Origin of the sequence: Gallionella capsiferriformans ES-2, from assembly GCF_000145255.1 — a bacterium.
In the GTDB taxonomy this organism is placed as follows: Bacteria; Pseudomonadota; Gammaproteobacteria; order Burkholderiales; family Gallionellaceae; genus Gallionella; species Gallionella capsiferriformans.
In genome coordinates, this window is sequence record NC_014394.1 from 181,215 (window position 1) to 203,708 (window position 22,494).

At 53.7% G+C, this 22,494-nt stretch carries 20 protein-coding genes; 13 read left to right on the forward strand and 7 right to left on the reverse strand.

The genetic code is table 11. The annotated features are described in order from the left end of the window. Positions 1–174 precede the first annotated feature (174 nt). Entirely contained in the window at positions 175–558 is a 384-nt protein-coding gene (gene gloA / locus GALF_RS00755; RefSeq protein WP_013292138.1) for a lactoylglutathione lyase, read from the reverse strand. A gap of 93 nt (positions 559–651) precedes the next feature. Here gloA and thiD point away from each other — a divergent pair, with 93 nt between their 5' ends. The 5 genes from thiD to hemB all read left to right on the forward strand — a co-directional run bounded on the left by thiD (position 652) and on the right by hemB (position 5,206). Next, positions 652–1,491: a bifunctional hydroxymethylpyrimidine kinase/phosphomethylpyrimidine kinase gene (thiD, locus tag GALF_RS00760; RefSeq protein WP_013292139.1), complete on the forward strand. Its 840-nt coding sequence runs from the start codon at positions 652–654 to the stop codon at positions 1,489–1,491. Then, positions 1,488–2,120, forward strand: a complete 633-nt coding sequence (thiE, locus tag GALF_RS00765) for a thiamine phosphate synthase (RefSeq protein WP_013292140.1) — start codon at positions 1,488–1,490, stop codon at positions 2,118–2,120. The genes thiD and thiE overlap by 4 nt, the downstream gene beginning before the upstream one ends. A gap of 11 nt (positions 2,121–2,131) precedes the next feature. Further along, the gene (gene hemL, locus GALF_RS00770) at positions 2,132–3,427 is read left to right on the forward strand and encodes a glutamate-1-semialdehyde 2,1-aminomutase (RefSeq protein ID WP_013292141.1); all 1,296 of its coding nucleotides are present in this window, start codon (positions 2,132–2,134) and stop codon (positions 3,425–3,427) included. Then, positions 3,427–4,053 carry a ribosome biogenesis GTP-binding protein YihA/YsxC gene (gene yihA / locus GALF_RS00775; protein ID WP_013292142.1) on the forward strand — a complete coding sequence of 209 codons (627 nt, stop codon included), beginning with the start codon at positions 3,427–3,429 and terminating at the stop codon, positions 4,051–4,053. The genes hemL and yihA overlap by 1 nt, the downstream gene beginning before the upstream one ends. Positions 4,054–4,204: 151 nt before the next feature. Beyond that, complete coding sequence (gene hemB / locus GALF_RS00780; protein ID WP_013292143.1) at positions 4,205–5,206, forward strand: porphobilinogen synthase; 1,002 nt, start codon at positions 4,205–4,207, stop codon at positions 5,204–5,206. A 93-nt stretch (positions 5,207–5,299) separates the two neighbouring features. On the opposite strand, the gene GALF_RS00785 is transcribed toward hemB, so the two are convergent. Together GALF_RS00785 and GALF_RS00790 are read right to left on the reverse strand one after the other, a co-directional pair. Next, entirely contained in the window at positions 5,300–5,866 is a 567-nt protein-coding gene (locus GALF_RS00785; protein ID WP_223293714.1) for a hypothetical protein, read from the reverse strand. A 39-nt stretch (positions 5,867–5,905) separates the two neighbouring features. Next, the gene (locus GALF_RS00790) at positions 5,906–8,215 is read right to left on the reverse strand and encodes a penicillin-binding protein 1A (RefSeq protein WP_013292145.1); all 2,310 of its coding nucleotides are present in this window, start codon (positions 8,213–8,215) and stop codon (positions 5,906–5,908) included. Between the two features lie 150 nt (positions 8,216–8,365). Between GALF_RS00790 and GALF_RS00795 the strand changes: the two genes are divergently transcribed. The 8 genes from GALF_RS00795 (at position 8,366) to GALF_RS00830 (ending at position 16,210) form a co-directional block, all read left to right on the forward strand. Then, positions 8,366–9,469 carry a pilus assembly protein PilM gene (locus GALF_RS00795; RefSeq protein WP_013292146.1) on the forward strand — a complete coding sequence of 368 codons (1,104 nt, stop codon included), beginning with the start codon at positions 8,366–8,368 and terminating at the stop codon, positions 9,467–9,469. Then, positions 9,466–10,056, forward strand: a complete 591-nt coding sequence (locus GALF_RS00800; protein ID WP_013292147.1) for a PilN domain-containing protein — start codon at positions 9,466–9,468, stop codon at positions 10,054–10,056. The genes GALF_RS00795 and GALF_RS00800 overlap by 4 nt, the downstream gene beginning before the upstream one ends. Continuing rightward, positions 10,053–10,679, forward strand: a complete 627-nt coding sequence (pilO, locus tag GALF_RS00805; RefSeq protein ID WP_013292148.1) for a type IV pilus inner membrane component PilO — start codon at positions 10,053–10,055, stop codon at positions 10,677–10,679. Before GALF_RS00800 ends, pilO begins: the two co-directional genes overlap by 4 nt. Then, positions 10,676–11,191 (forward strand): pilus assembly protein PilP, encoded by a 516-nt coding sequence (locus GALF_RS00810; RefSeq protein ID WP_013292149.1) that lies wholly within the window; start codon positions 10,676–10,678, stop codon positions 11,189–11,191. The genes pilO and GALF_RS00810 overlap by 4 nt, the downstream gene beginning before the upstream one ends. Positions 11,192–11,194: 3 nt before the next feature. Continuing rightward, a complete protein-coding gene (gene pilQ, locus GALF_RS00815) occupies positions 11,195–13,312 on the forward strand; it encodes a type IV pilus secretin PilQ (protein WP_013292150.1) in 2,118 nt (705 codons plus the stop codon). Between the two features lie 77 nt (positions 13,313–13,389). Continuing rightward, positions 13,390–13,953 (forward strand): shikimate kinase, encoded by a 564-nt coding sequence (locus tag GALF_RS00820; RefSeq protein ID WP_013292151.1) that lies wholly within the window; start codon positions 13,390–13,392, stop codon positions 13,951–13,953. Beyond that, a complete protein-coding gene (aroB, locus tag GALF_RS00825; RefSeq protein WP_050752565.1) occupies positions 13,953–15,074 on the forward strand; it encodes a 3-dehydroquinate synthase in 1,122 nt (373 codons plus the stop codon). Before GALF_RS00820 ends, aroB begins: the two co-directional genes overlap by 1 nt. Then, entirely contained in the window at positions 15,074–16,210 is a 1,137-nt protein-coding gene (locus GALF_RS00830; protein ID WP_013292153.1) for a deoxyguanosinetriphosphate triphosphohydrolase, read from the forward strand. Before aroB ends, GALF_RS00830 begins: the two co-directional genes overlap by 1 nt. A 77-nt stretch (positions 16,211–16,287) precedes the next feature. On the opposite strand, the gene GALF_RS00835 is transcribed toward GALF_RS00830, so the two are convergent. The 4 genes from GALF_RS00835 to GALF_RS00850 are packed head-to-tail and all read right to left on the reverse strand — an operon-like array spanning position 16,288 to position 22,485. Beyond that, complete coding sequence (locus GALF_RS00835) at positions 16,288–20,343, reverse strand: pilus assembly protein (protein ID WP_013292154.1); 4,056 nt, start codon at positions 20,341–20,343, stop codon at positions 16,288–16,290. Positions 20,344–20,352: 9 nt separating this feature from the next. Further along, positions 20,353–21,018 (reverse strand): pilus assembly PilX family protein, encoded by a 666-nt coding sequence (locus tag GALF_RS00840; protein ID WP_013292155.1) that lies wholly within the window; start codon positions 21,016–21,018, stop codon positions 20,353–20,355. Then, on the reverse strand, positions 21,015–22,109 hold the full coding sequence (locus GALF_RS00845; RefSeq protein WP_013292156.1) for a PilW family protein: 1,095 nt from the start codon (positions 22,107–22,109) through the stop codon (positions 21,015–21,017). The genes GALF_RS00840 and GALF_RS00845 overlap by 4 nt, the downstream gene beginning before the upstream one ends. Before the next feature lie 4 nt (positions 22,110–22,113). Then, positions 22,114–22,485 (reverse strand): type IV pilus modification PilV family protein, encoded by a 372-nt coding sequence (locus tag GALF_RS00850; RefSeq protein ID WP_013292157.1) that lies wholly within the window; start codon positions 22,483–22,485, stop codon positions 22,114–22,116. Between the last annotated feature and the right edge of the window lie 9 nt (positions 22,486–22,494).

The window sequence follows — 22,494 nt, forward strand, 5'->3', positions numbered from 1 at the left end:
GTTTTAGCGCACTTCGGCCTAATAATATCGAGTTATCCTCTGCCTGCTTTACAAAGCTTTATGGAGCGTATCACCAACCTGATCCTCAGTACGGCATATTTAAAGATGGTTTACGAGTGTGTGCATAGCGATAAAGGCTGCGCTGTGTGCTCAAGGACAGGTCTGTCACGATAATTAGCGGGTTTGTATCAGCTCGATTTTGTAGCCGTCCGGGTCTTCGACGAAGGCGAGTACGGTGCTGCCGTGTTGCATGGGGCCGGCTTCCCGCACCACTTTGCCGCCGCGCTGTTTGATTTTTTCACAGGCTTCATAGGCGTTGTCAACTTCGATCGCGATGTGGCCGAACGCATTGCCGATCTCGTATTGTGTCACGCCCCAGTTGTGCGTGAGTTCGATCACCGCACCTTGTGCCTCCTCGGTGTAGCCTAGGAAGGCCAGCGTGAATTTTCCTTCCGGATAATCGGTGCGGCGCAGCAGCTTCATCCCCAGCACATCTGAATAATAGGCAATGGAAGTTTCCAGATTAACCACGCGTAACATGGTGTGCAGTATGCGCATAAAAGCTCCCGTACTTTGAAATTGTTATTCGGTAATCAGTCACATATAGGGTAAAATGCCAGACCCGATGCGCATAATACCATTCTCCTTATCATGTCCGAACCCTTCCCCTTAGTTATGAGTTTTGCCGCGACCGATCCTTCGGGAGGTGCCGGCTTGCAGGCTGATATGCTGACCATTTCCAGTATGGGCTGCCATCCGCTGTCCGTTGTGACCGCCATCACGGTGCAGGATACTAGCGGCGTGGAGGATGTGTTGCCGATGGAGGCGGAATGGGTGATCGATCAGGCGCGCGCAATGCTAGAAGATGTGCCGGTGGCGGCTTTTAAAATCGGTATGCTAGGCAGCGTTGAAAATGTCGTGGCGATCGCTGAGATTTTGGCGGATTATCCTGACGTGCCGTTTGTGCTGGATACCGTGTTAGCTTCCGGGCGCGGCGATGAACTCGCCGATGAGGATATGCTCGATGCGATGTGCGAGTTGCTGATACCACAGGCCACGATAGTCACGCCCAATAGCATCGAAGCCCGCCGTTTGGCGATTAATGAAGACGACGAAGAGGATGACCCTAGTCTTGAAGAGTGCGCGCGCCGCATTTTAGCGATGGGCTGTGAATATGTGCTGATCACCGGCACGCACGAGCAGTCTGCCAAAGTGATCAATACCTTGTACAGCGATCGGGGCGTGGTTCGCAGCGATGCATGGGCGCGTCTGCCGGGTAGTTATCACGGTTCCGGATGTACGCTCGCCTCTGCGATTGCGGCATTGCTGGCGCAGGGGGTGGATGTGCCCGAGGCGGTCAAGGAAGCGCAGGAGTACACTTGGCAATCGCTTAATTCCGGATTCCGGCCCGGCATGGGGCAGTTTATTCCTGACCGGTTGTTCTGGGCGCGTGGCGAAGATGACGAAACTCCATTGGATGTTGGCAGTTGAAAGCTAAAATCAGCGGGCTCTATGCGATTACGCCGGAAGAGCCTGACACCGTTCAATTGCTGGACAAGGTAAGGTGCGCCTTGCAGGGCGGTGTTAATCTCTTGCAGTACCGCAACAAGTTGAGTGTGCCTGCTGTGCGCGGCGAACAGGCTTCGGCCTTGCGTCAATTGACCCGCGAATTTGGCGTGCCGCTGATTATCAATGATGATGCGGTGCTGGCGCAGCAGGTGGATGCGGACGGTGTGCATTTGGGTGGCGAGGATGGCAGCATTGCGGCTGCGCGGCAGGTGCTGGGCTTTGATAAAATCATCGGCGTATCTTGCTATAATCGCCTGAGTCTGGCGCAGCAAGCCGAAGATTTGGGCGCGGACTATGTCGCGTTTGGCGCTTTTTTCGCGTCCAGCGTTAAGCCTGATGCGAGCGTGGCAGAGCTCTCCTTGCTGCAGAAGGCCAGAGGCGTGATTGCGCTGCCGGTCGTGGCGATAGGCGGCATTACGCTGGAAAACGGCGCATCGGTACTGGAGGCGGGCGCGGATGCGCTGGCTGTTATTTCAGCGTTGTTTAGCGCACCGGATATCACGCTTGCTGCCAGACAGTTTGCAAATTTGAATACTCAATTATCAGTTTAGGAATACGCGACATGACTTCACACCCGATTTCTCAGAATCAATCTCTTTTCGATGCATCGCAATTGCGTATTCCTGGCGGCGTGAATTCACCTGTTCGTGCGTTCCGCTCGGTAGGCGGCACGCCGTTGTTTTTTCAGAAAGGCAGCGGCGCCTATGTCTGGGACGCGGATGGCAAGCGTTATACGGATTATGTCGGCTCCTGGGGCCCGATGATTGCAGGTCACTGCCATCCCGATGTGGTCAAGGCGGTGCAGGATGCCGCGGCCAACGGGCTGGGTTTTGGCGCGCCAACCGCCTCCGAACTGGAGATCGCTGAGCTGTTGTGCAAGCTATTGCCGAGTTTGGAAATGGTCAGGCTGGTGAGTTCCGGTACGGAAGCGACCATGACGGCGATTCGTCTGGCGCGCGGCTTTACCAATCGTTCTCGCATTATTAAGTTTGAAGGGTGTTATCACGGCCATTCCGATGGCTTGCTGGTCAAGGCAGGTTCCGGTGCATTGACTTTCGGTCAGCCAAGTTCATCCGGTGTGCCAGCCGAGATCGCTGCTCTCACCACCGTGCTCGACTACAACGACGCGGCAGGGCTTGAGCGCGCGTTTGCCGAATCCGGCAATGAGATTGCAGCCGTGATCGTCGAGCCTGTTGCAGGCAACATGAATTTGATTACCCCGAAACGCGAATTTCTCGATGCGCTGCGCAATTTGTGCACAAAATATGGTGCGGTACTGATACTCGACGAAGTGATGACGGGATTTCGCGTCAGTTTGCAGGGTGCTCAGGGTTATTACGGCATCAAGCCTGATCTGGTGACCCTGGGTAAGGTGATGGGCGGCGGGTTGCCTGCGGCGGCTTTCGGCGGGCGACGCGACATCATGCAGTGTCTGGCTCCTTTAGGTTCTGTGTATCAGGCAGGCACCTTGTCGGGCAATCCGGTTGCGGTCGCTGCAGGCATGGCGACATTGAAGCTCGTGCAGGAGCCCGGTTTCTACGAAAATCTGTCGAAGCTGGCAACACGGCTGACAACAGGGTTGACGGCGAGTGCCAAAAAGCACGGCGTTGAATTTTGCGCGCAATCGGTGGGCGGCATGTTCGGCTTGTATTTCAGCCGCGCTGTGCCAACCAGTTACGCAGAGGTGATGGCCTGCGACAAGGAGGCCTTTAATCGCTTCTTCCACGCCATGCTGGACGCGGGTGTGTATCTGGCGCCTTCTGCATTCGAGGCGGGCTTTGTCTCGTCCGCACACACTGAGGCAGATATCGATGAGACGATAGCCGCAGCAGATAGCATCTTCTCGGTCTGGAAATAATGGGACTCTTTTCGCTGGCAGCGTTTTATACCACGGTCAATCATATCAAGGATTTGCCGATGCACGGCGGTCGCGAAGTTGCTTTCGTAGGGCGCTCAAATGCAGGAAAATCAAGTGCAATCAATACATTAGCAAATCATGTTCGTCTGGCATACACCAGCAAGACGCCGGGACGCACGCAGCATCTGAATTACTTTTCGCTGGGCAATGACGGTTATATCGTCGATTTGCCGGGATACGGCTACGCCAAGGTGCCGCCGGAAGCCAAGCGTCATTGGGAAGCACTGCTGAGCACCTACTTGCAAAAGCGCGAAGAGTTGAGCGGACTGATTGTGATTATGGATATCCGCAGGCCGTTGCTGGAGCTCGATGAGACGATGCTGGACTGGTTCGCCACCACCGGTAAGCCAGTACATATATTGCTCACCAAATCGGACAAATTGAGCCGCCAGCAATCGACGCTGACGCTGATGAAAGTCAAAGCGTATCTGGCGGAAAATTATCCGCAGTGCTCGGTGCAGCTGTTTTCCAGTTTGAAAAAACAGGGACTGGAAGAGGCTGAAGCCGTGATTGCCGGTTGGTTGAAGGCGGACGTTGTTGCAGAGGATGAGACGGCAGAAGAGTAAAAAAAAGCCCCCAACAAGTGGGGGCCAAAATCTTAACAAGGTTAAGACACGCTCAGGGAGGAGAAACGTGGAACGATTCATCATCATTCGCACACTCTGATAGGCGTTTTCTGAAATAGTTCAAAAATAAAATAATTTTTTAGGAAAAATCGTGCAGACACTAGGACAATACCCTAACAAACGCATGCGCCGCATGCGCCATGATGCTTTCTCACGCAATTTGATGCGCGAGAATGTGCTGACATCCGCAGATTTTATTTATCCCGTTTTCGTACTGGAAGGCACCAATACGGTTGAGGATATCAAATCCATGCCTGGCGTACAGCGCAAGACGCTGGATTTGCTGTTAAAGGATGCGGAGGCGTGCGTTAAACTAGGTATACCGGTGATGGCGATTTTTCCGGTTGTTGATGCGTCCAAAAAATCACTCGATGCGCGGGAGGCCTACAATCCGGACGGATTGGTGCCGCGTGTCGTGGCGACGCTGAAAAAGCACTACCCTGAACTCGGCATCATGACCGACATCGCACTTGATCCTTATACCAGTCACGGGCAGGACGGCCTGATCGATGAGGCAGGTTATGTACTTAACGATGAAACCATCGCCGTGCTGACTAGGCAGGCGCAAACGCATGCCGCAGCGGGTGCTGATATCGTCGCGCCCTCCGACATGATGGACGGTCGCATCGGTGCGGTGCGTGCGGCGTTAGATGAGCACGGACATATCCATACCCGCATCATGGCGTACTCGGCCAAATATGCATCGAGCTTCTATGGTCCGTTCCGCGATGCGGTCGGCTCCAGCACTAACCTCGGTGCGGGGAACAAATACACTTATCAAATGGATCCGGCGAATTCCGACGAAGCGCTGTGGGAAGTCGGCATGGATTTGCAGGAAGGTGCGGACATGGTCATGGTCAAGCCTGGCATGCCTTATCTGGATATCCTGCGTCGCGTCAAAGATGAGTTTAAAGCGCCCACCTTCGTCTATCAGGTCAGCGGAGAATATGCGATGCTCAAAGCGGCAGCGCAAAACGGCTGGTTGAATGAAGAGGCGTGTGTGCTCGAATCACTGTTGGCCTTTAAGCGTGCGGGAGCGGACGGGATTTTGACCTACTTTGCGCTGGATGCGGCAAGGTGGCTGCAAAAATAGGAACGAGGATCTCGGATTCAGGATTGAGGTAAGTCAAAATCAGCTCACTGTTTTAACTCCGCGCTCAATCCTCGAATTCTCGCTATCCTCTCCTCAATCCTGCCTCTCTAGCATCTTAGTTAACGCAGCGATATCTGCATGCGTTTCAGGATGACGGGCGCCGCTGTGACGGGCATTTTCGGGCAGTACGACGATATGAATTTGTGTACCTGACTCGCCCGTTAGGGTATAGCTCGGTACGGTGCTTTCCGTACCGCCGAGTTTTAATCTCCATTCCCCGTCTTCAAAATCCAGCTTCGTTTTAAGCAGGAACAGCAGCACCGCCTTGGCATCGTCAGAAAAAAGCATCAGATTAATGTCCGAATTTTCACCCGCGGCACCGTTCAATACGGAACCTGTCAGATACGGATTAAAAACTGAGAACAGATGCATGCAATCCAAGGCTTCGCGGCGCAATCGTTGCAACACATCCGGATGGCTGTCACTTTGATACAGTGCGCGGTAGCTTTGCAAGGCATCCAGTATCTGCTTGTTGCTGGGAAGGTGGCGCGTGTCGGTAGCGCCAAGCTGGCGTGCTGCTTTGTGTTTGGCCGAAGCAAAATCAGCAGCACCCGCTTCCGCAATCAGCTTGGCCGCCTGATGCGCTAATTGCTCGCGCATCAGGTCCCGTTTAGAAGAATGTGGCATGGGGGTGTCGACCTAAAGCAACTGGTCCTTGATAGCCTCTGCGGGTTTATCGCCATCAGGGATGACCGGTGAGCCTTGACCGCCCGGGACATTTTCCTGATAAAAATATTCCACTCTGGCGCCATTTTCATCACGATGACCGCTTTCATTGATGCGGGCGGCAACCATGTTCTCAGGCATGCTGTATTCGGCTTGTGGAACGTTTTTAAGCACCTTTTCCATATAGTTGATCCAGATAGGCAGTGCTGCTCCGCCGCCGGTTTCCTTATCGCCTAAGCTGCGCGGCTGATCGAAGCCCATCCATGCGATACCGACCACAGTCGGTTGAAAACCGCAAAACCAAGCATCGATGGAATCGCTGGTGGTGCCGGTCTTCCCTGCCAGATCCTGACGGCCAAGCTGCATCGCGCGGATGGCTGTACCGTGCTTGACCACATCCTGCATCATGTTGACCATCGTGAAGGCATTGCGCACATCGATGACGGGCTCTGCATTTACATTAGCCACGGTCGGCATGGCTTGACTGAGTTTTCGGCCTTGAGCATCCTCAATGCGTTGAATGAAATACGGGTAGACGCGGAAGCCGCCATTGGCAAACACCGAATATCCGGTCAGCATTTGCAATGGAGTCACCGAACCTGCGCCAAGCGCCATCGTCAGGTAAGGGGGGTGCTTTGCTGCATCTAGGCCGAATTTAGTGATGTAATCTTGAGCGTAGCGGGGCGTGATGGATTGCAATATCCGTATCGAAACCATGTTTTTAGATTTAATGAGTGCCTGACGCATGCGCATAGGGCCTTCAAACTTGCCGTCATAGTTCTTGGGTTGCCAAGGTTCGCTACCCGTTTGATCGGAGCCAAACGTAAGCGGGCCGTCATTGATCAGTGTCGCCGGGGTGAAGCCCTTTTCCAGTGCCGCTGAATAGATGAACGGCTTGAAACTCGAGCCGGGTTGACGCCATGCCTGAGTGATGTGGTTGAACTGATTATGGTTGAAATCAAATCCGCCAACCAGCGCGTAAATGGCGCCATCGACTGGGTTGCCTGAAACAAAGGCGGATTCAACTTGCGGTAACTGGCTGATTTGCCATGTCCCCTGATCGGTCTTTTGCACGCGGATGATGGAGCCGGGCACGATACGCTGATTTAATGCAACTTTGTCGGTTAATGCGCGCTGTGCAAAGCGCAAAGCCTCTCCGCTGATGCTAATGTGCTCGCCGCCTTTACAATAGGCCTGAATTTGAGTGGCGGAAGTGGCCAGCACGATCGCAGGCAACAAGTCATCATTGTCGGTGGTCTCTTGCAGCGCTTCCTCGAAAGCCTCTTCCCCATGGTTTTGCTGTAAGTCGGTGTACCCTTCAGGGCCGCGGTAGCCGTGGCGTCTGTCGTATTCGAGAACGCCACGCCGAACCGCCTGGTATGCCGCCAACTGATCCTGTGACCGTATTGTGGTGTAAACCTTGAACCCCTCTGTGTAGGTCGCCTCCTGATATTTCTGGTATACCGCCTGACGCACCATCTCGGTCAGATAATCGGATTTAACTGAAAATTCCTGATTGCCGTGTTTCGTGGACAGAGGCTGGTTTTGTGCGATTTTGAATTGCTCATCGTTGATGAAGTGCAGTTCATGCATGCGTCTTAATACATACATCTGGCGAAGTTTAGCGCGCTTCGGGTTGACGACCGGATTGTAACTCGATGGCGCTTTGGGCAGGCCTGCCAGCATGGCGGCCTCGGCAATCGAGATCTGGTTTAGCGGTTTGCCAAAGTAAATTTGCGCGGCGGCTGCAAAACCGTAAGAGCGCTGGCCGAGATAAATTTGATTGATATACAGCTGAAAAATATCGTCCTTAGATAAGTAGTGTTCGATTTTGAAGGCCAGCAACATTTCGTTGAATTTACGCGTAAACGTTTTTTCCTTAGACAGAAAAAAATTACGGGCAACTTGCATCGTGATGGTGCTCGCGCCCTGTTTTGATCCGCCTGCCGTAAAGTTGGAGAGGGCTGCACGCATGACGCCCATGTAGTCAACGCCGCCGTGTTGATAAAATCGATCGTCCTCGGCGGCCAAAATCGCTTTTTTCATTGCGTCCGGCACGTCGGCAATTTTGACCAGCGCGCGGCGTTCTTCGCCGAATTCGCCCAGCAGCGTGCCTTCGGCGCTATAAATGCGCAGGGGAACTTTAGGGTGATAATCGGTCAGCACTTCTAAAGAAGGCAGGCTGGGGTAGGTCAGCATGACGGCCATGCCGAGCAGCAGCACCGGCAGTGACAACAGGGTGAGCAGAACGATAACGGGGAGCAGCCAGCGGCGTGTAGTCATTGAATAGTTGTTCAAGAATAATTAATAATGGTATTGTTCAACCGACGCGTCGATTATACGAGATAAATGCAGCTGCAAAAACGCCTTTACAGTGTCGATACTTGTTGCTAGGATTTCAACCACTTTATACGGAAAAGCTCCGAACGGCCTATGCCTAAAGTAAATTTTGATTTTTTTGTGGACTTTATTCAGTCCAAAGCGCCACCTTTAATCGGGGTAGATATTAGTTCGTCTTCGGTTAAATTAGTTGAATTAAGCCAGGCGCCTAACAATGGCGGCTACGTGGTGGAACGCTACGTCATTGAAACTTTGCCGAAAGACGCTTTTTTCGACGGCAATATCAATAACCTGGATGCCTTGGCCGATGCGCTGCAGCGCGCGTGGAAGCGTTTGGGCACAAAAATTAAAAATATCAGCGTGGCGCTACCCGCCTCTGCGGTGATCACTAAAAAAATCCTCTTGCCAGCCGGTATGCGCGACGAAGATCTTGAGTTTCAAGTCGAATCCGAAGCTAACCAATATATACCTTTTGCATTGGATGAGGTGAATCTGGATTTTCAGGTGCTGGGACCTGCGCCCGGAAATGCCGATGAAGTCGAGGTGCTGCTGGCCGCTTCGCGTAAAGCCAATGTTGAAGACCGGGTAGCCGCCGCACAAGCCGCCGGCCTTAAGGTGTCCGTGGTCGACGTGGAACCCTATGCGGCAGAGGCGGCTTTTTCGCAGATACGCGCGCAGTTGCCCGACAATGCAGACGATAAATGCGTTGCGTTGATCGACATCGGGGCGACCGTGATGAATGTCAATGTCTTGCGCAATGGTCAGTCTATCTATACGCGCGATCAGCAAATTGGCGGTGAGCAATTGACCCTGCAAATTCAGAACGCTTTCGGTATGACCGCAGAGCAGGCGGAAGTTGCCAAGCGCAGCGGCGATTTGCCGGCAAATTATGACAGCGAAGTGCTCTCGCCTTTCCGCGAAAATCTGGTGATGGAAATCGCCCGCGCGTTGCAGTTTTTCTTTACCTCGTCGCAGCATTACAACGAGATCGACTATATCGTGCTGGCCGGCGGCTGCGCCGTATTGCCCGGACTCGACGATGCGGTTGCCACGCGCACTCAGGTGAGTACGATGGTGGCCAACCCGTTCGCACTCATGACATTGTCAGGAAAAATCAAGAACCGCCAGTTGCAAGCCGATGCGCCTGCGTTGATTGTCGCCTGCGGTCTGGCTATGCGGAGGTTTGATCCATCATGATACGCATCAATTTATTGCCGCACCGAGAGGAAAAACGGCGTATCAAGCAAGTACAGTTCATTACGCTGGGGGTGTTGTCCTTTGTGTTGGGGCTTGTGGTCTGGGGTGTTGTGCATGCCGTGATCAGTGCGCAAATAGGTTATCAGGAACGCCGCAATGATTATCTGAAACAGGAAACTTTGATTTTGGATAAGCAGATAGCGGAAATCCGCAAATTGCGCGAACAGACCCGGTCTTTGCTGGAACGTAAGGATGCGGTCGAAAAATTGCAAAGTGACCGCTCGAATGTGGTCCATCTGCTGGATCAAATGCTGCGCATTCTGCCTGACGGCGTGTATATCAAGTCGATTAAACAAACCGGGGACGCGATTAATCTAGTCGGTTTTGCACAATCGAATGCGCGCGTCTCTACTTTGATGAGAGCTATCGAGGATTCCCCTTGGCTGGAATCGCCGGCATTGGTGGAAATACATGCCTCCAGCGCGAACGGGGCGAGAGTCAGCGAGTTTACCCTGACTTTCAGGTTGACCAAGTTGCCGGGTGCTGAAGCGGCGAAGTCGGCCGAAGGAAGGAATCAGGTGCAATGATGAATCTGGAAGAACTGAAGAATCTCAATCCTAAAACGCCGGGTGCGTGGCCTTGGTCTGCGAAAATACTGAGTTTCGTGATGATGTTTGTCGCGGTTGTCATTGCCGGTGCGCTGCTCGACTGGCAGGAGCAATGGGATAGTCTGAATGCGGCTAAAGCTCAGGAAGAGACGCTCAAAGAGACTTTTTTATCCAAAAAACGTCAGGCGGTGAATCTCGATCTGATCAAGAAGCAGTTGCTGGAAACTCAGGAGTCCTTTGGCGCTTTGCTCAAGCAATTGCCGAACAAGTCAGAAATGGATGCGTTGTTGACGGATATCAATCAGGCGGGCTTAGGGCGCGGTTTGCAGTTCGAATTGTTCCGTCCGGGCCCTGAAAGTATTCAGGGGTCGTTTGCCGAACAGCCGATTTCCATCAAAGTGACCGGCAGCTACGATGATCTGGGCAAGTTTTCCAGCGATATTTCGATGTTGCCGCGTATTGTGACGCTGAATGAAATTGCGATTACGCCCAATGCAGGGATATTGACGATGGATGCTATCGCCAAGACCTTCCGATATCTGGATGATGAGGAGCTCGCATCCCAGAAAAAAGCGAACAAGCCTGCGGGAGGTGGTAAATGAAGCTAATTTCCGTTGTGTTAGCCAGCCTGCTGTTAACAGGCTGTGTCGGCGAGGAGTTCAGCGATCTGCGTGAATTTGTTAAAAATTCAGGCAACGATCTGCGCGGAAAAATTCCGCCACCGCCGGTCGTCAAAATTTTTGAGCCTTATGCGTATGTGAACGATACGAATCTGGCCGATCCGTTCAAGCCTCGTAAACCCGAGGAAAATCTCGGCGATAAGCGCGGGGAGAATGAACCCGATCGCAATCGTCCGAAAGAGGCGCTGGAAGAGTTTTCGCTGGAAAGCCTCAAAATGGTGGGTTATGTTCTGAAGGCTAAAGTCGGGCATGCGGTGATCCGTGCGCCTGACAAAAAACTTTATCAGGTCAAGGTGGGAAATTACATCGGTATGAATTTCGGTCTGATTAAGAAGCTAACCGATACCGAAATTACGATTAAAGAAGTGGTGCAGGATAGCACCGGCGACTGGTCTGAGCGCACCAGCAGTCTGCAATTGGTTGATAAGGAGTAGGGCATGGACATGACGAGAAAAATAGCCGTGATTGCTGCAAAGGCCGCGATAGTGAGTTTGCTGATGATGTTTGGTCAGGCGGCTCAGGCGCAGAATAAAATAACCGCGCTGAGTGTGTCGGAGGCAGGGCCCGGGCTGACAGTGATCAAGGTTGAGATGGCAGAAGCCCTGAGCAATCCGCCTGCCGGATTTACCATCAATGTCCCTCCCCGTATTGCGCTTGATTTTCCTAATACCGAAAATGCGTTGGGCCGCTCGGCTCAGGATTTTTCCGCAGGAGATTTGCGTAGCGCCAACATTGTTCAGGCAGGTTCGCGCACGCGTCTCGTGATTAATCTCAACCAGATGCTGGGTTATGAAACCCGTACCGATGGCAAAAATATCCTGATTACTTTGCATGCAAAGCAAGCTGCGCAGGCCGCACCTAGCGCCACGCGGTTCGCCGATGCGCGCCAGACAGCGCAGAAGCATACCGTGAGCGCCGTAGATTTTCGTCGCGGTAAAAATGGCGAAGGACGGATTCAGGTTGATCTTTCCGATTCAGGCGTTGGCATCGATATTCATCGTCAGGGCAACAAGCTGATCGTTGATTTTATGAAAGCGAATCTACCGGGAAAATTGCAACGTAAACTCGACGTCGTTGATTTTGCAACGCCTGTGCAACTGGTCGATACCTTTGCTCAGGGCGACAACATCCGTATGGTGATTGAGCCTAAGGGAATCTGGGAGCATGCGGCCTATCAGACGGACAACAAGTTTATTGTCGAAGTGAAGCCTGTTATTGAAGACCCGAATAAACTGGTTAAGGGCGTGCAAGCAGGTTATGCGGGCGAAAAACTGACGCTTAATTTCCAGGATATTTCCGTGCGCGAAGCGCTGAATGTGATTGCGGACTTTACCGAGCTCAATATGGTGATCAGCGATACGGTTGCTGGTAACCTGACATTGCGTTTGAAAGATGTGCCTTGGGATCAGGCGCTCGATATCATTTTGCAAAGCCGGGGACTTGCGATGCGCAAGAACGGTAATGTGATTCAGGTTGCGCCGATCGGAGAGATTGCCGCATCTGAAAAGAGCGACCTGACCGCCAAGCAGGATATTTCCGAGTTGGAAGAACTGCGCACGGAAAGTTTTCAACTGGGGTATCAAACGGCGACTGCTGCAGCCGCTTTATTGAACGGCATATCTGCCCCCGGTGCCACAGCTCAGGGTGCGGCTCCTGCAGCTGCAGTGCCAGTTGCAGGCGCACCAAATCAGGCCGCGTTGGCGCGCATTCTGTCCAAACGCGGCAGTGCAATGGCGGATGTCCGGACCAATACCTTATTCGTCAAAGACACTCCATCGCGTCTCGAGGAGGTTCGCAAGTTGCTCAAACAGATCGACGTGCCGGTGCGTCAGGTGATGATAGAAGCCCGTTTTGTCTCCGCGGGCGATTCATTTGCCAGATCGTTGGGCGGTAAGCTGGGTTATGCCAGTCCTGCCAATGCGGCTAACGGGGGGGCTGCAACAACGGGTGCCATTAACGGCGTGAATGTGAATTTGCCAAATTCGCTTGCCGGTACGGGCGGCGGTTTATTGCTGTCGCTGTTTAATCCTGCCGCGACTAAAGTGTTGACGCTTGAGTTGAATGCATCGGAAACCGATGGTATTACCAAAAATATCGCCAGCCCTCGCGTGGTGACGGCCGACAAGACTAAAGCCTCTATCAAGTCGGGTGTCGAGATTCCGTATACGATTGCCGGTACTGTGGGTAGTCCGCCTACCACCGCCTTTAAGACTGCGGCGTTAAGTCTCGATGTGACGCCGCGCATTACGCCTGATAACAACATCAACATGACGCTGGTGGCAAGTCAGGATACCGTTGGTGCGTTGTATAGCGGTGTGCCCAGCATCAACAGCAAAATGGTGACCACCGAAGTGCTGATTGAAAATGGCGGCACGGTGGTAGTCGGCGGCGTATTTACTCAGGACGTGGCCGATACCGTTAATAAAGTGCCGCTGCTAGGTGACATTCCCGTGCTGGGCTGGATGTTCAAAAACAAGGTTAAGACCGATGCCAAGAATGAATTGCTGATTTTTATTACCCCTAAAATCATGCAAGATTCGATGAACTTGCGCTAACCGTTATTAACTTAATCTGCACGATCGAGGCCCGGCTGAGTCCGGGCTTTTGATTGTTATCGTTTACAATACGCACTATGCAAAACAGCCCTACAAATAGCACGCGGAAAATTCAGTCCGGGAATCTGATTCTGGTCGGTATGATGGGGTCGGGAAAAACCACCATGGGGCGGATTCTGGCCCGCCATCTGAACAAGGTGTTTGTCGACAGCGATGAAGAAATTCAGTTTCGCACCGGCGTGACGATCCCGCACATTTTTGATGTCGAAGGTGAACCGGGGTTTCGTCAGCGTGAAACCGATGCGCTCGCAGCTTTGGTGGTACGAAATGATCTGGTGTTGGCAACCGGCGGCGGCGCGGTACTTGCGCCGGAAAACCGCGCAATGATGAGCGAAAACGGCATCGTGATTTATCTGAAAGCCAATGTGCATGATTTGTGGCTGCGCACACGCAATGACCGGAATCGCCCGCTGCTGCAGACGGGGAATGTGCATGCGAAATTGGCCGAACTGTTGCAGCAGCGCAATGCGCTGTATCAGCAGGTCGCGGATATTGTGATGCCTACCGGCCGGCAGAGCGTGCATGCGCTGATGCTTAAACTGGTCAACGAAATTGAACTCTACCGGAAGAATAATCAATGATGCAAACACTGACAGTTGGATTGAGTGATCGCAGCTATCCGATCCATATCGGCACCGGTTTGCTGAGTAACGCCGCGCTACTGGCGGCCAGCATTCCAAGAAAACGCGTTGCGATTGTCACGAACACCACCATTGCGCCGCTGTACTTAAGCCAGTTGCAAGCGACTTTGCGGGAAATCGGCGTGCAGAGTGTCGAAATTATTTTGCCTGACGGCGAAGTCTATAAAACGGGCGAGACGCTTAACCTGATCTATGATGGATTGCTCACGCATCGCTGCGAACGCACGACGCCGCTGATCGCGCTGGGTGGCGGGGTCATCGGCGACATGACGGGATTTGCGGCGGCCAGTTTCTTGCGCGGCGTACCGTTCATTCAGATTCCGACGACCCTGCTGTCTCAGGTCGACTCCTCGGTGGGGGGCAAAACGGGCATCAATCACCCGCTGGGTAAAAATATGATCGGTGCGTTTTATCAGCCAAAACTGGTGCTGGCCGATATTTCGACGCTCAATACGCTGTCAGATAAGGAACTGTCGGCAGGCTTAGCTGAAGTGATTAAGTACGGCCTGATACGCGACCTGCCCTTTCTTGAGTGGCTGGAGCGGAATATTGAAAAGCTGCTGGCACGCGATACCGAAGCGCTGCAATATGCCGTGATGCGCAGCTGCCAGAATAAGGCCGAAGTGGTTGCGGCGGACGAGCGTGAAAGCGGCGAGCGCGCCCTGCTGAATTTGGGGCATACCTTCGGTCATGCGATCGAATCGGGTATGGGCTATGGTAATTGGCTGCATGGTGAAGGGGTCGCGGCAGGCACCATGATGGCAGCCGACTTGTCGCAGCGCATGGGATGGATCAGCACTGACGATGTGTTGCGCATTCGTGACTTATTTTTGCGCGCTAACTTGCCGGTTGTATCGCCTGATTTAGGCATCGATCGCTATCTGGACTATATGGGTTTGGATAAAAAAGTTGAAGGTGGAAAATTGCGTTTTGTGCTGCTGAAACAAGTGGGTGTAGCAGCGTTAGTCAGCGATGTGCCGTTAGCCTTATTGCAACAAACGCTCGTTGCCTGTTGCAGCAAGGGTGGCCCGGGGACGAACTGGCTTCACGAGGATAAGTGATGACTGAGCTTGCGTCTTACGCGGTCTCGGAAGTTAACTCGCGAGGGCGTCGCTACGCTGAAGCCTCCCCGTCTGGTCGCAGCGAGTTTCAGCGCGACCGCGACCGCATCATCCATTCAGGCGCATTTCGCCGCTTAGAATACAAAACGCAGGTGTTCGTCAATCATGAAGGTGATCTGTTCCGCACTCGCCTGACCCATAGTATTGAAGTGGCGCAGATTGCCCGTTCAATTGCACGCCGCCTGAATCTCAATGAAGATCTGGCGGAAGCGATTTCGCTGGCGCATGATCTGGGGCATACGCCGTTTGGCCATGCCGGACAGGATGCATTGAACGGCTGTATGAAAGCCTACGGCGGTTTTGAGCATAATTTGCAATCCGTGCGCGTGGTCGATATTTTGGAAGAGCGCTATGCCACCTTCGACGGGTTGAACCTGTGTTTTGAGACGCGCGAGGGCATTTTAAAACACTGCTCTGCGCTGCATGCCACTCAGATGGGCGAATTGGGTGAGCGATTTTTGGCTGATCGCCGTCCCTCGCTCGAAGCGCAGATTGCTAATCTCGCCGATGAGATCGCCTACAACAACCACGATGTCGATGACGGGCTGCGCTCAGGGTTAATCACGCTGGAGCAACTCGCTGCAGTGCCATTGGTGGCGGAGCATCTGCAGGAGGTGCGCTGCGCTCATCCGGATTTGACTCAGCGCCGTGTTGTGCATGAAACCGTGCGGCGCATGATCAATACGCTGGTATCGGACTTGATCTGTCAGAGTGCGGCCAATATCGCCGCACAAAATCTGCTGACGCTGGAGGATGTGCGATGCGCACCTGCGCTGATCGCATTTAGCGACGAACTGTATCTCAAACAGCGAGAGCTTAAAAAATTCCTGCATACGCATTTATATCGTCACTACCGGGTGATGCGTATGAGCGCGAAGGCGCAGCGTATTATTCGCGACCTGTTTGGCGTATTTATGGAAGACAGTCGTTTGCTGCCGACGCAGTTTCAAACGGCGGCTGCCAAAGACGAGGCCAGTCGTGCCAGAGTGGTGGCGGACTATATTGCCGGTATGACCGATCGTTATGCGATACGCGAGCATAAACGCCTCTTCGCGGTGGAAGAAGACGCGATTTAGTCCGGTTTTAGGTTGTATAGAACGAAAAAAACGGCATGAACCATCATGCCGTTTTTGTTTGATATTCCGTTTAAAGGTTACGGTATCAGTTCACGCCACAATACGCGTTTCCCGGTAAAACCGTAACCCTGATTCAGATTGAACATTTTGTCGGATAAGTCGTTGCCACTGGAATCTTTAGGTACTTCGGGCGTTGGATTCGTCGAGGTGACGATTCTGACTTTGGGTTTGCCGTCTATGTAGATGACGTTGACACCCACGATGGTCGAGTCGAATTTTAACGAACTCATATTGCTAGTCAGGTCAACTGCTGCACCCGTTTGAAAGTCGATATAATTTAACCAGCCGTGACCGCCGGGCGAACATACCGTGTTGGAAGGCACGATTGTTGGCACCAGCAAGGTTCCCAATACCAGTTGACTGTCGATATTGACGCGCTCTCCGCTTTCAGGGAAGTCGATGTACCAGCCACGACTGGTAGAAAAGCTCATTCCGTTGCTGGAAACCGTCCTGATGGCACCGTTCGTGCTCAGGGTCTGGGCAACCAGCGAATTTCTCGGATTTACCAGTGTGCTCGCCGCATTGTCATCGAGTATGGCATATTGGGTTTGGGTCTGAGTGGTGGAGAGATCCGCCTGTTCAAGATACTTGCCTGTGCCGACAAAAATCACCCGTCTGCCCGTGACGCTGCCAAGCACTGGCGTTGTCATAATTGGCTGTGGCAGGGTTCCTGCGGTATCTGAATACAGTGCGGCGAATTTCAGTACGGAACCTGTACCTAGCGCGGCGCTAGCCGTGCTGTTGATATCGAAGCGCCATACGTTGCCAAGTAAATCCCCGCCGTAAACGTAGCCGGCCAAATTGCCTGCCACATCGTTATTCCAAGCGGCGATCTTTGCCAGTCCGCTTGGCGTGGTTGCTGTACCAACACCGGTCGATATTTTACTGATAATTGCGCCGGTTCCAGCATTGAGCACATACAGATATCCCTGACCGTTACCTGCGGGTGAGTTATTGACAGCAGGGTCGTGGCTTAACGTACCGTTGTCGTAGCCGGAGGTGAGCAGCACAACCCAGGTTCCGTCAGCTTTTTGCGTAACAACAGGGGGGCCGTAGCTGTAACCTAGATCACTGTCGCTAGCAGGTGAAAACTCCCACAACAGTGAGGGTGCGTCGGGATTGCTGATGTCCAGCGCGTAATAACCGCGTCCGCCGCCGTTCAGGCCGCCCACCAGTATGGTTTTCCAAACTGGGTCATCGGCTGTGGTTGCGGTTGCGGCATAATTTGCGTTGTTGCAATTTGCTGTACAGATATCGTTGGTGATCGGACTGCCGTTGACGAAATTGGCGTGCTGGGCGCCATAGTTTTTATCCGCCAGCTTCCACATGTTAGGGATCACCATGCTAGGTACATAGCCCCAGCGTTCGATCCCTGTGTCGGCTGCAAAGGCGTGCATCATGCCATCGTTGGCGCCCATGTATACCGTGCCTGCCCGTGATGCGTATAAAGATTTGAACGCGCTGTAACCGGGGTAGGTATAGGAGTAGACAGGTGCACCAAGGTAGGCCGGCTGTGATTCGAGCGCATCACCCAGTACGGCTTCACGGTAACGGTAAAGCTGGTTGGTGGCAATGGCTGCATTCGCCTCATAAGCTTTCTGCCCGCGCAGGAAGTTGATCAAATTCGTTCCCGCAGCGGCGGTCTGCTGTGTGGCTGTCAACAAAGGCCACTGACTCAGTGTGTTGATATGCGCCGATGAGAAGTTGGTCGGATTCGCAGTCGCATAGGCCGCATTGAACGGTGTGAGGGTCGTGCCATTGCTCGTGTAAATGGTTCTGCTATCGCTGCTGCTGCCTACCATCGCCGGCAGCGTGCCATTGCAGGCGGTTGCAAGCGGTACATGACACCCCTCTGGAATCAGAATGCCATTGGCATCGTTTGTATTAGCCGGTACAAGATAGCCGTTGGGGCATGACGCAACCCCGGGTGTGACGCAGTCATAGATGGTCGTGCCGCCCGTGGTGTCGGTAAATATGGTGCTCGGAGCGGCGCAGGTAGTTGCTACAACGTCCTCAATACACCATGTCGCATTTTCGCTTACGATCCCTGTATCCACATTGATGCCGCGTGCTTCCAGATTACCTTTCCATGCGACGGTCGTGTAGCTGGCGACATAGGCAAAATTGTTGCCCGTGACAGGATTCAGTGTGCTGGTTGCCGCTGCCGCTGCAGATCCTTTGCGTGAATTAATGCCGGCCAATGCACCCGACAGGCCTGCGGACAAGGTCGCTGGATTAGTGGCACTAAAATAGACGCCGTGACCATTGACGGCTGCGTGCCACAAGTCATCGATATTGGCGATGCAGCCGTTGCTGCCTGTCGAGGCGTTAGTGCAGGTGCCGGCGGTGTCGGTCATGCCGGGGATAGGCCAGTTACAGGTTGTGCCGTTAGCCTGCCATGAGCAGATGGGCGGATTTGCCGCTGAATTTGCGGTGTAGCCTTGTTTGACAGAAACATAGTCACCGAGGGTGTCAACCGTGTAGCTGGAAGAATAGTTCATCCAGCCGCTCGCACCCAGACCCAGCGTAAAAGTTGTCATGTGTTGCTTGACGTTATTGTCGGTGCTGCTGATGAATACGTTGTCGGTACACAGGGTGCAGGTGCCCGGACGCAAATCGGTCTGGTAGTAGTACATCGCCACGTCGGCAAGATTGTTGCTGGTGCCGCCCACGCTGCCCGGCGTCGTGACCGGGCTGCCTACCTGCACGCGCGCGCTGGGGTTCGGGTTCGGCAGCGAGACAGTGGATACACAGCTGCCTGATACGCTGGCTGAACCGTCGTTAACCCATGAGCAGCTCTCGGCACCGGTGACGCCGCCTACTGTGGTTACGCTGCAAGTTCCTGTTTTTGGTTGTGTTTGTAGTTTTTTCTTCTTGCTGGAGCAGTTGGATTTGACGGCAGAATAGACATTCTGAGTATAGGTAGTCACCACGGTCGTGCCGGTCTGTGCGCCGTCATTCATGGGGCGCGCTGCAGTGCCATCCTGATTGCCGACCGCGCTGCTGCCATCCATCTGATAACCGTTACCTGTGTTCCAGTAGCCATCGGTCGACATGATGGCAAAATTCTGCTGACAGGAATATTGCACAGGGTCCGGATGGGTCGAATCGATGGTATACAACTGCCCTGCATAATAGAGACCCGCATCCGACAGCGCGGTGCGCAGCGGTGTGCTGCCGCTGCTGCTGGTGTTGTACAGCGCGTTATACCAGTTGCTGCGCTGCGAGCTGACTGCGCCTAAGCTACTGTCGGTGTTATTCCAGAAGGTATCGACGTAAGTGGTCGGTGCGCCGGAGGAACTGATCTTCATAAAGCCAACGCGGTAGTTTTTGTCCAGATTTTTGAACGCGCGTCCGGTTGCTGTTTTCATCATTAGCAATCGGGTGCGGTAATAGCTGTACCAGTTGGCGAAATTGGTGCGCTCATCCGTGGCGCCGGGGCCGGACGTGGCACTGACCGTGACTTTGGTGAAGAGGCCGCCCACGCCGCTGGCAGGCGCGGTCGATCCGCCGGAGCCGCCGCTGGAATTGCCGCATTCAGTGCTGAAGGTATTGCCGGGCGTGTTGTAGTTTTTTTGTAATGCCGTTGTTTGAGTGCCCGAGTAGCGGTAGTAGTAGGCCGGTTGATTGATAGAATCGCCTGACAGTGACTGCGAAGCCCTGAAACTGGTGCTTAAATTGACGGTGCCGGAGCCGGTATTGAAACCGTTCGTCCATGCAGCGGTGAAGCTGGCATTGGGGTAGCTTGTGCCATCGGCATAGACCGGGGGTAAGTAGGTGTCCGTCGGGTCGTAATAAACCTGATTGCACTGGCTGCTGCGCAGGCCGTAATAGCCATAGGAGAAGGTCACCGCACTGCCGCCGTCACCAGAGTCGTCCGGCATGTGGTCCCAGTCCATGCTGCCCGAATTGTCCATGACCAGCAGTACATTGGGTTTGACTGACGAAGTGGTCGAGGTCGCCAGCGGCGAGGTCGCCAGCGTAATGGAGGCTGCCGATGCAGGCAGAGGCGACATCAGACTGATGCTCAATGCAATATACAAGCTGAGATGGTTTTTCAGATGATGTGACATGGCTGTCTCCTAATATACGAATGCCTGTATGTAACTGACGGTATTTCTGGGGCCGGTGGTTCTTGAGGTAATGCGATTTTGTGGAGCCTGCCCAGATGAAGGGCAACCTTCCCCTATGCAAACATTTTGTGGAAGCGGGGTGGCGTGACCGCCGTTGTCGAGTGCTGCTCCGCTGAACAGACAGTTCGCTGCCGGAACAAGCTGGTTGGCATTGCGGCACATGCGCTGGATGATGTAGCGGGTAGTATTACCACTCGGATCGACGGCATCTGCACAATTGGGCCCCGTGCCGCAACTGTCATTTGCATTCCACTGGATACCCGTGCCATCGGTCAGGCTGAGTGTAGCATCAAGGCTTGAATAGTAGCCGGGATTGAGCGCGCCTGCTATGCCACCCGTGTTGTTAAACGGATGTGCGATTTGTGTTAACACGGAGAGTCCTGCATTGGCAGTTTCTATCGTGGACATCCAGGACATCGCCGCTTCAACCCCGGCATCCCCTGAGGTTGTCGCGGATTGTTTGAAGGCAAGATTGCCTGCAATGAGCGTGCTGGTATCGACTGAGCGTATCAGTGCGACGGCAGCAAGCGAAATGGCCAGCAGCGCGATCAGCGCAAAAAACAGAGCAATGCCACGTTGCTTTGCATAACTTGCTGATTTGGATAGGTGTTTCATAGCGTATCCTTGGACCAGATCATGTTGCGCAAGGGGAGGATGGTTTCAAATACCCGGTAACGGTAACGGCGCCAGTTGGCATCCGCGCTCAAGTCAATGGCAGGCGCAGGTGAGACGGCATTGCCCGCCCACGCGCACAGACCGGTAGGACTAGAGGCGGTGGTCGAACTGCAGGCGCTGCTGACATTGCCCGCCTCCATCTTTGCATTGCGTGCGACGACGGCGATGCGGATTGCCTTGATTAAATTGCGATTGGCAGTCGTAGGGGCGGCCCAGGTGCCGCCGCTCGGATCTACCCATTGAATGACCTGATTGGAGTTGGCTGTGGCGGATATGCCGTATTGCGCCTGTATATTGACGATGCCAGCGACATTAGCTACGAAAGCAGAGGCAATTCCATCCTGACGCTCAAGATTGCCGGCATTGACCCGGTAAGATACCTCATGCCACGATCCTAGGCAGGCAATGTTGGTGACCCCGGGCGGTGCGGCGATAATGGCCGCGGTGGTCAGAGTATCTGCATCGGTGGCGTCGGCAAAGGTGATCGTCGAGGTGGTGCCTGATGTGGCGAAACCGCTGGAAAGTGCGCAATTACTGCCACTGCTGATCAAAATGACATCGCTGCTGGTGCTGCAGCCGAAGTTGTTAAGGACCGTCACATCTCTGGCAGGTGCTGCCGTGCTTAATGAACCTGCCGGTAGTGCAGCTGTTTGGGTGGGAACGCCGCCCATCAGTGAATCTCCGTAACGCACCGTGAGACTGTCGCTTGTGCCGTCAGTCAGTGTGACCGGAGACAAGCGTGAGATGGTGTCCGCTATGCCCCCTACCGTTACCGCTGTGCATTTGAGTGCGGGGTTGGTGATGGGAACCAAGGGGTAACCTCCTTGTTGCAGTTCGCGGCCGATATTGAACAAGGCGATACTGCCGTTGGTCTGGGCGTCTGCGGTGCCGGTCGTTGTGCGCTTTTGTGCTTCGAAGACTGAGAGTACCTGCAAGATGATCACGGCCACGAGCAGGCCGATGGTCATGCCCACCATCAATTCGACTAAGGTGAATCCCGATTGACGTAAGGGGAGGTGTTTTGAACTCATAATTTTATCCCCCGTTGATATTGGCTGTGGTGGTGATGTTGTGCTGAATCTGCCCCGGTTGCTGCCAGGTGACCGTTACGGTGTACTGGGTTCCGGATTGCGTCACGGCGAGTGTGCCGTTAGGCAGCTCGGGTATCGCGGTCGCCGCTTGCACATAGCTTGCCAGATTGGCAGGGTCCGTCCACATTTGCCCTATTCGTTGCTGTGCAATGTAGCTGGCATCGGTGCGAAATTCCGAGTCGACGGTATTTTTCAGCATTGCGGCTTGCAAACCAACGATGGCCAGTACCCCCATCGAAAAAATCAGGATGGCGATCATCGCCTCGAGGATGACGATGCCCTGTTGGGAAGATTTTAGATTTGGCGCAGGAATCATGACTTGTTC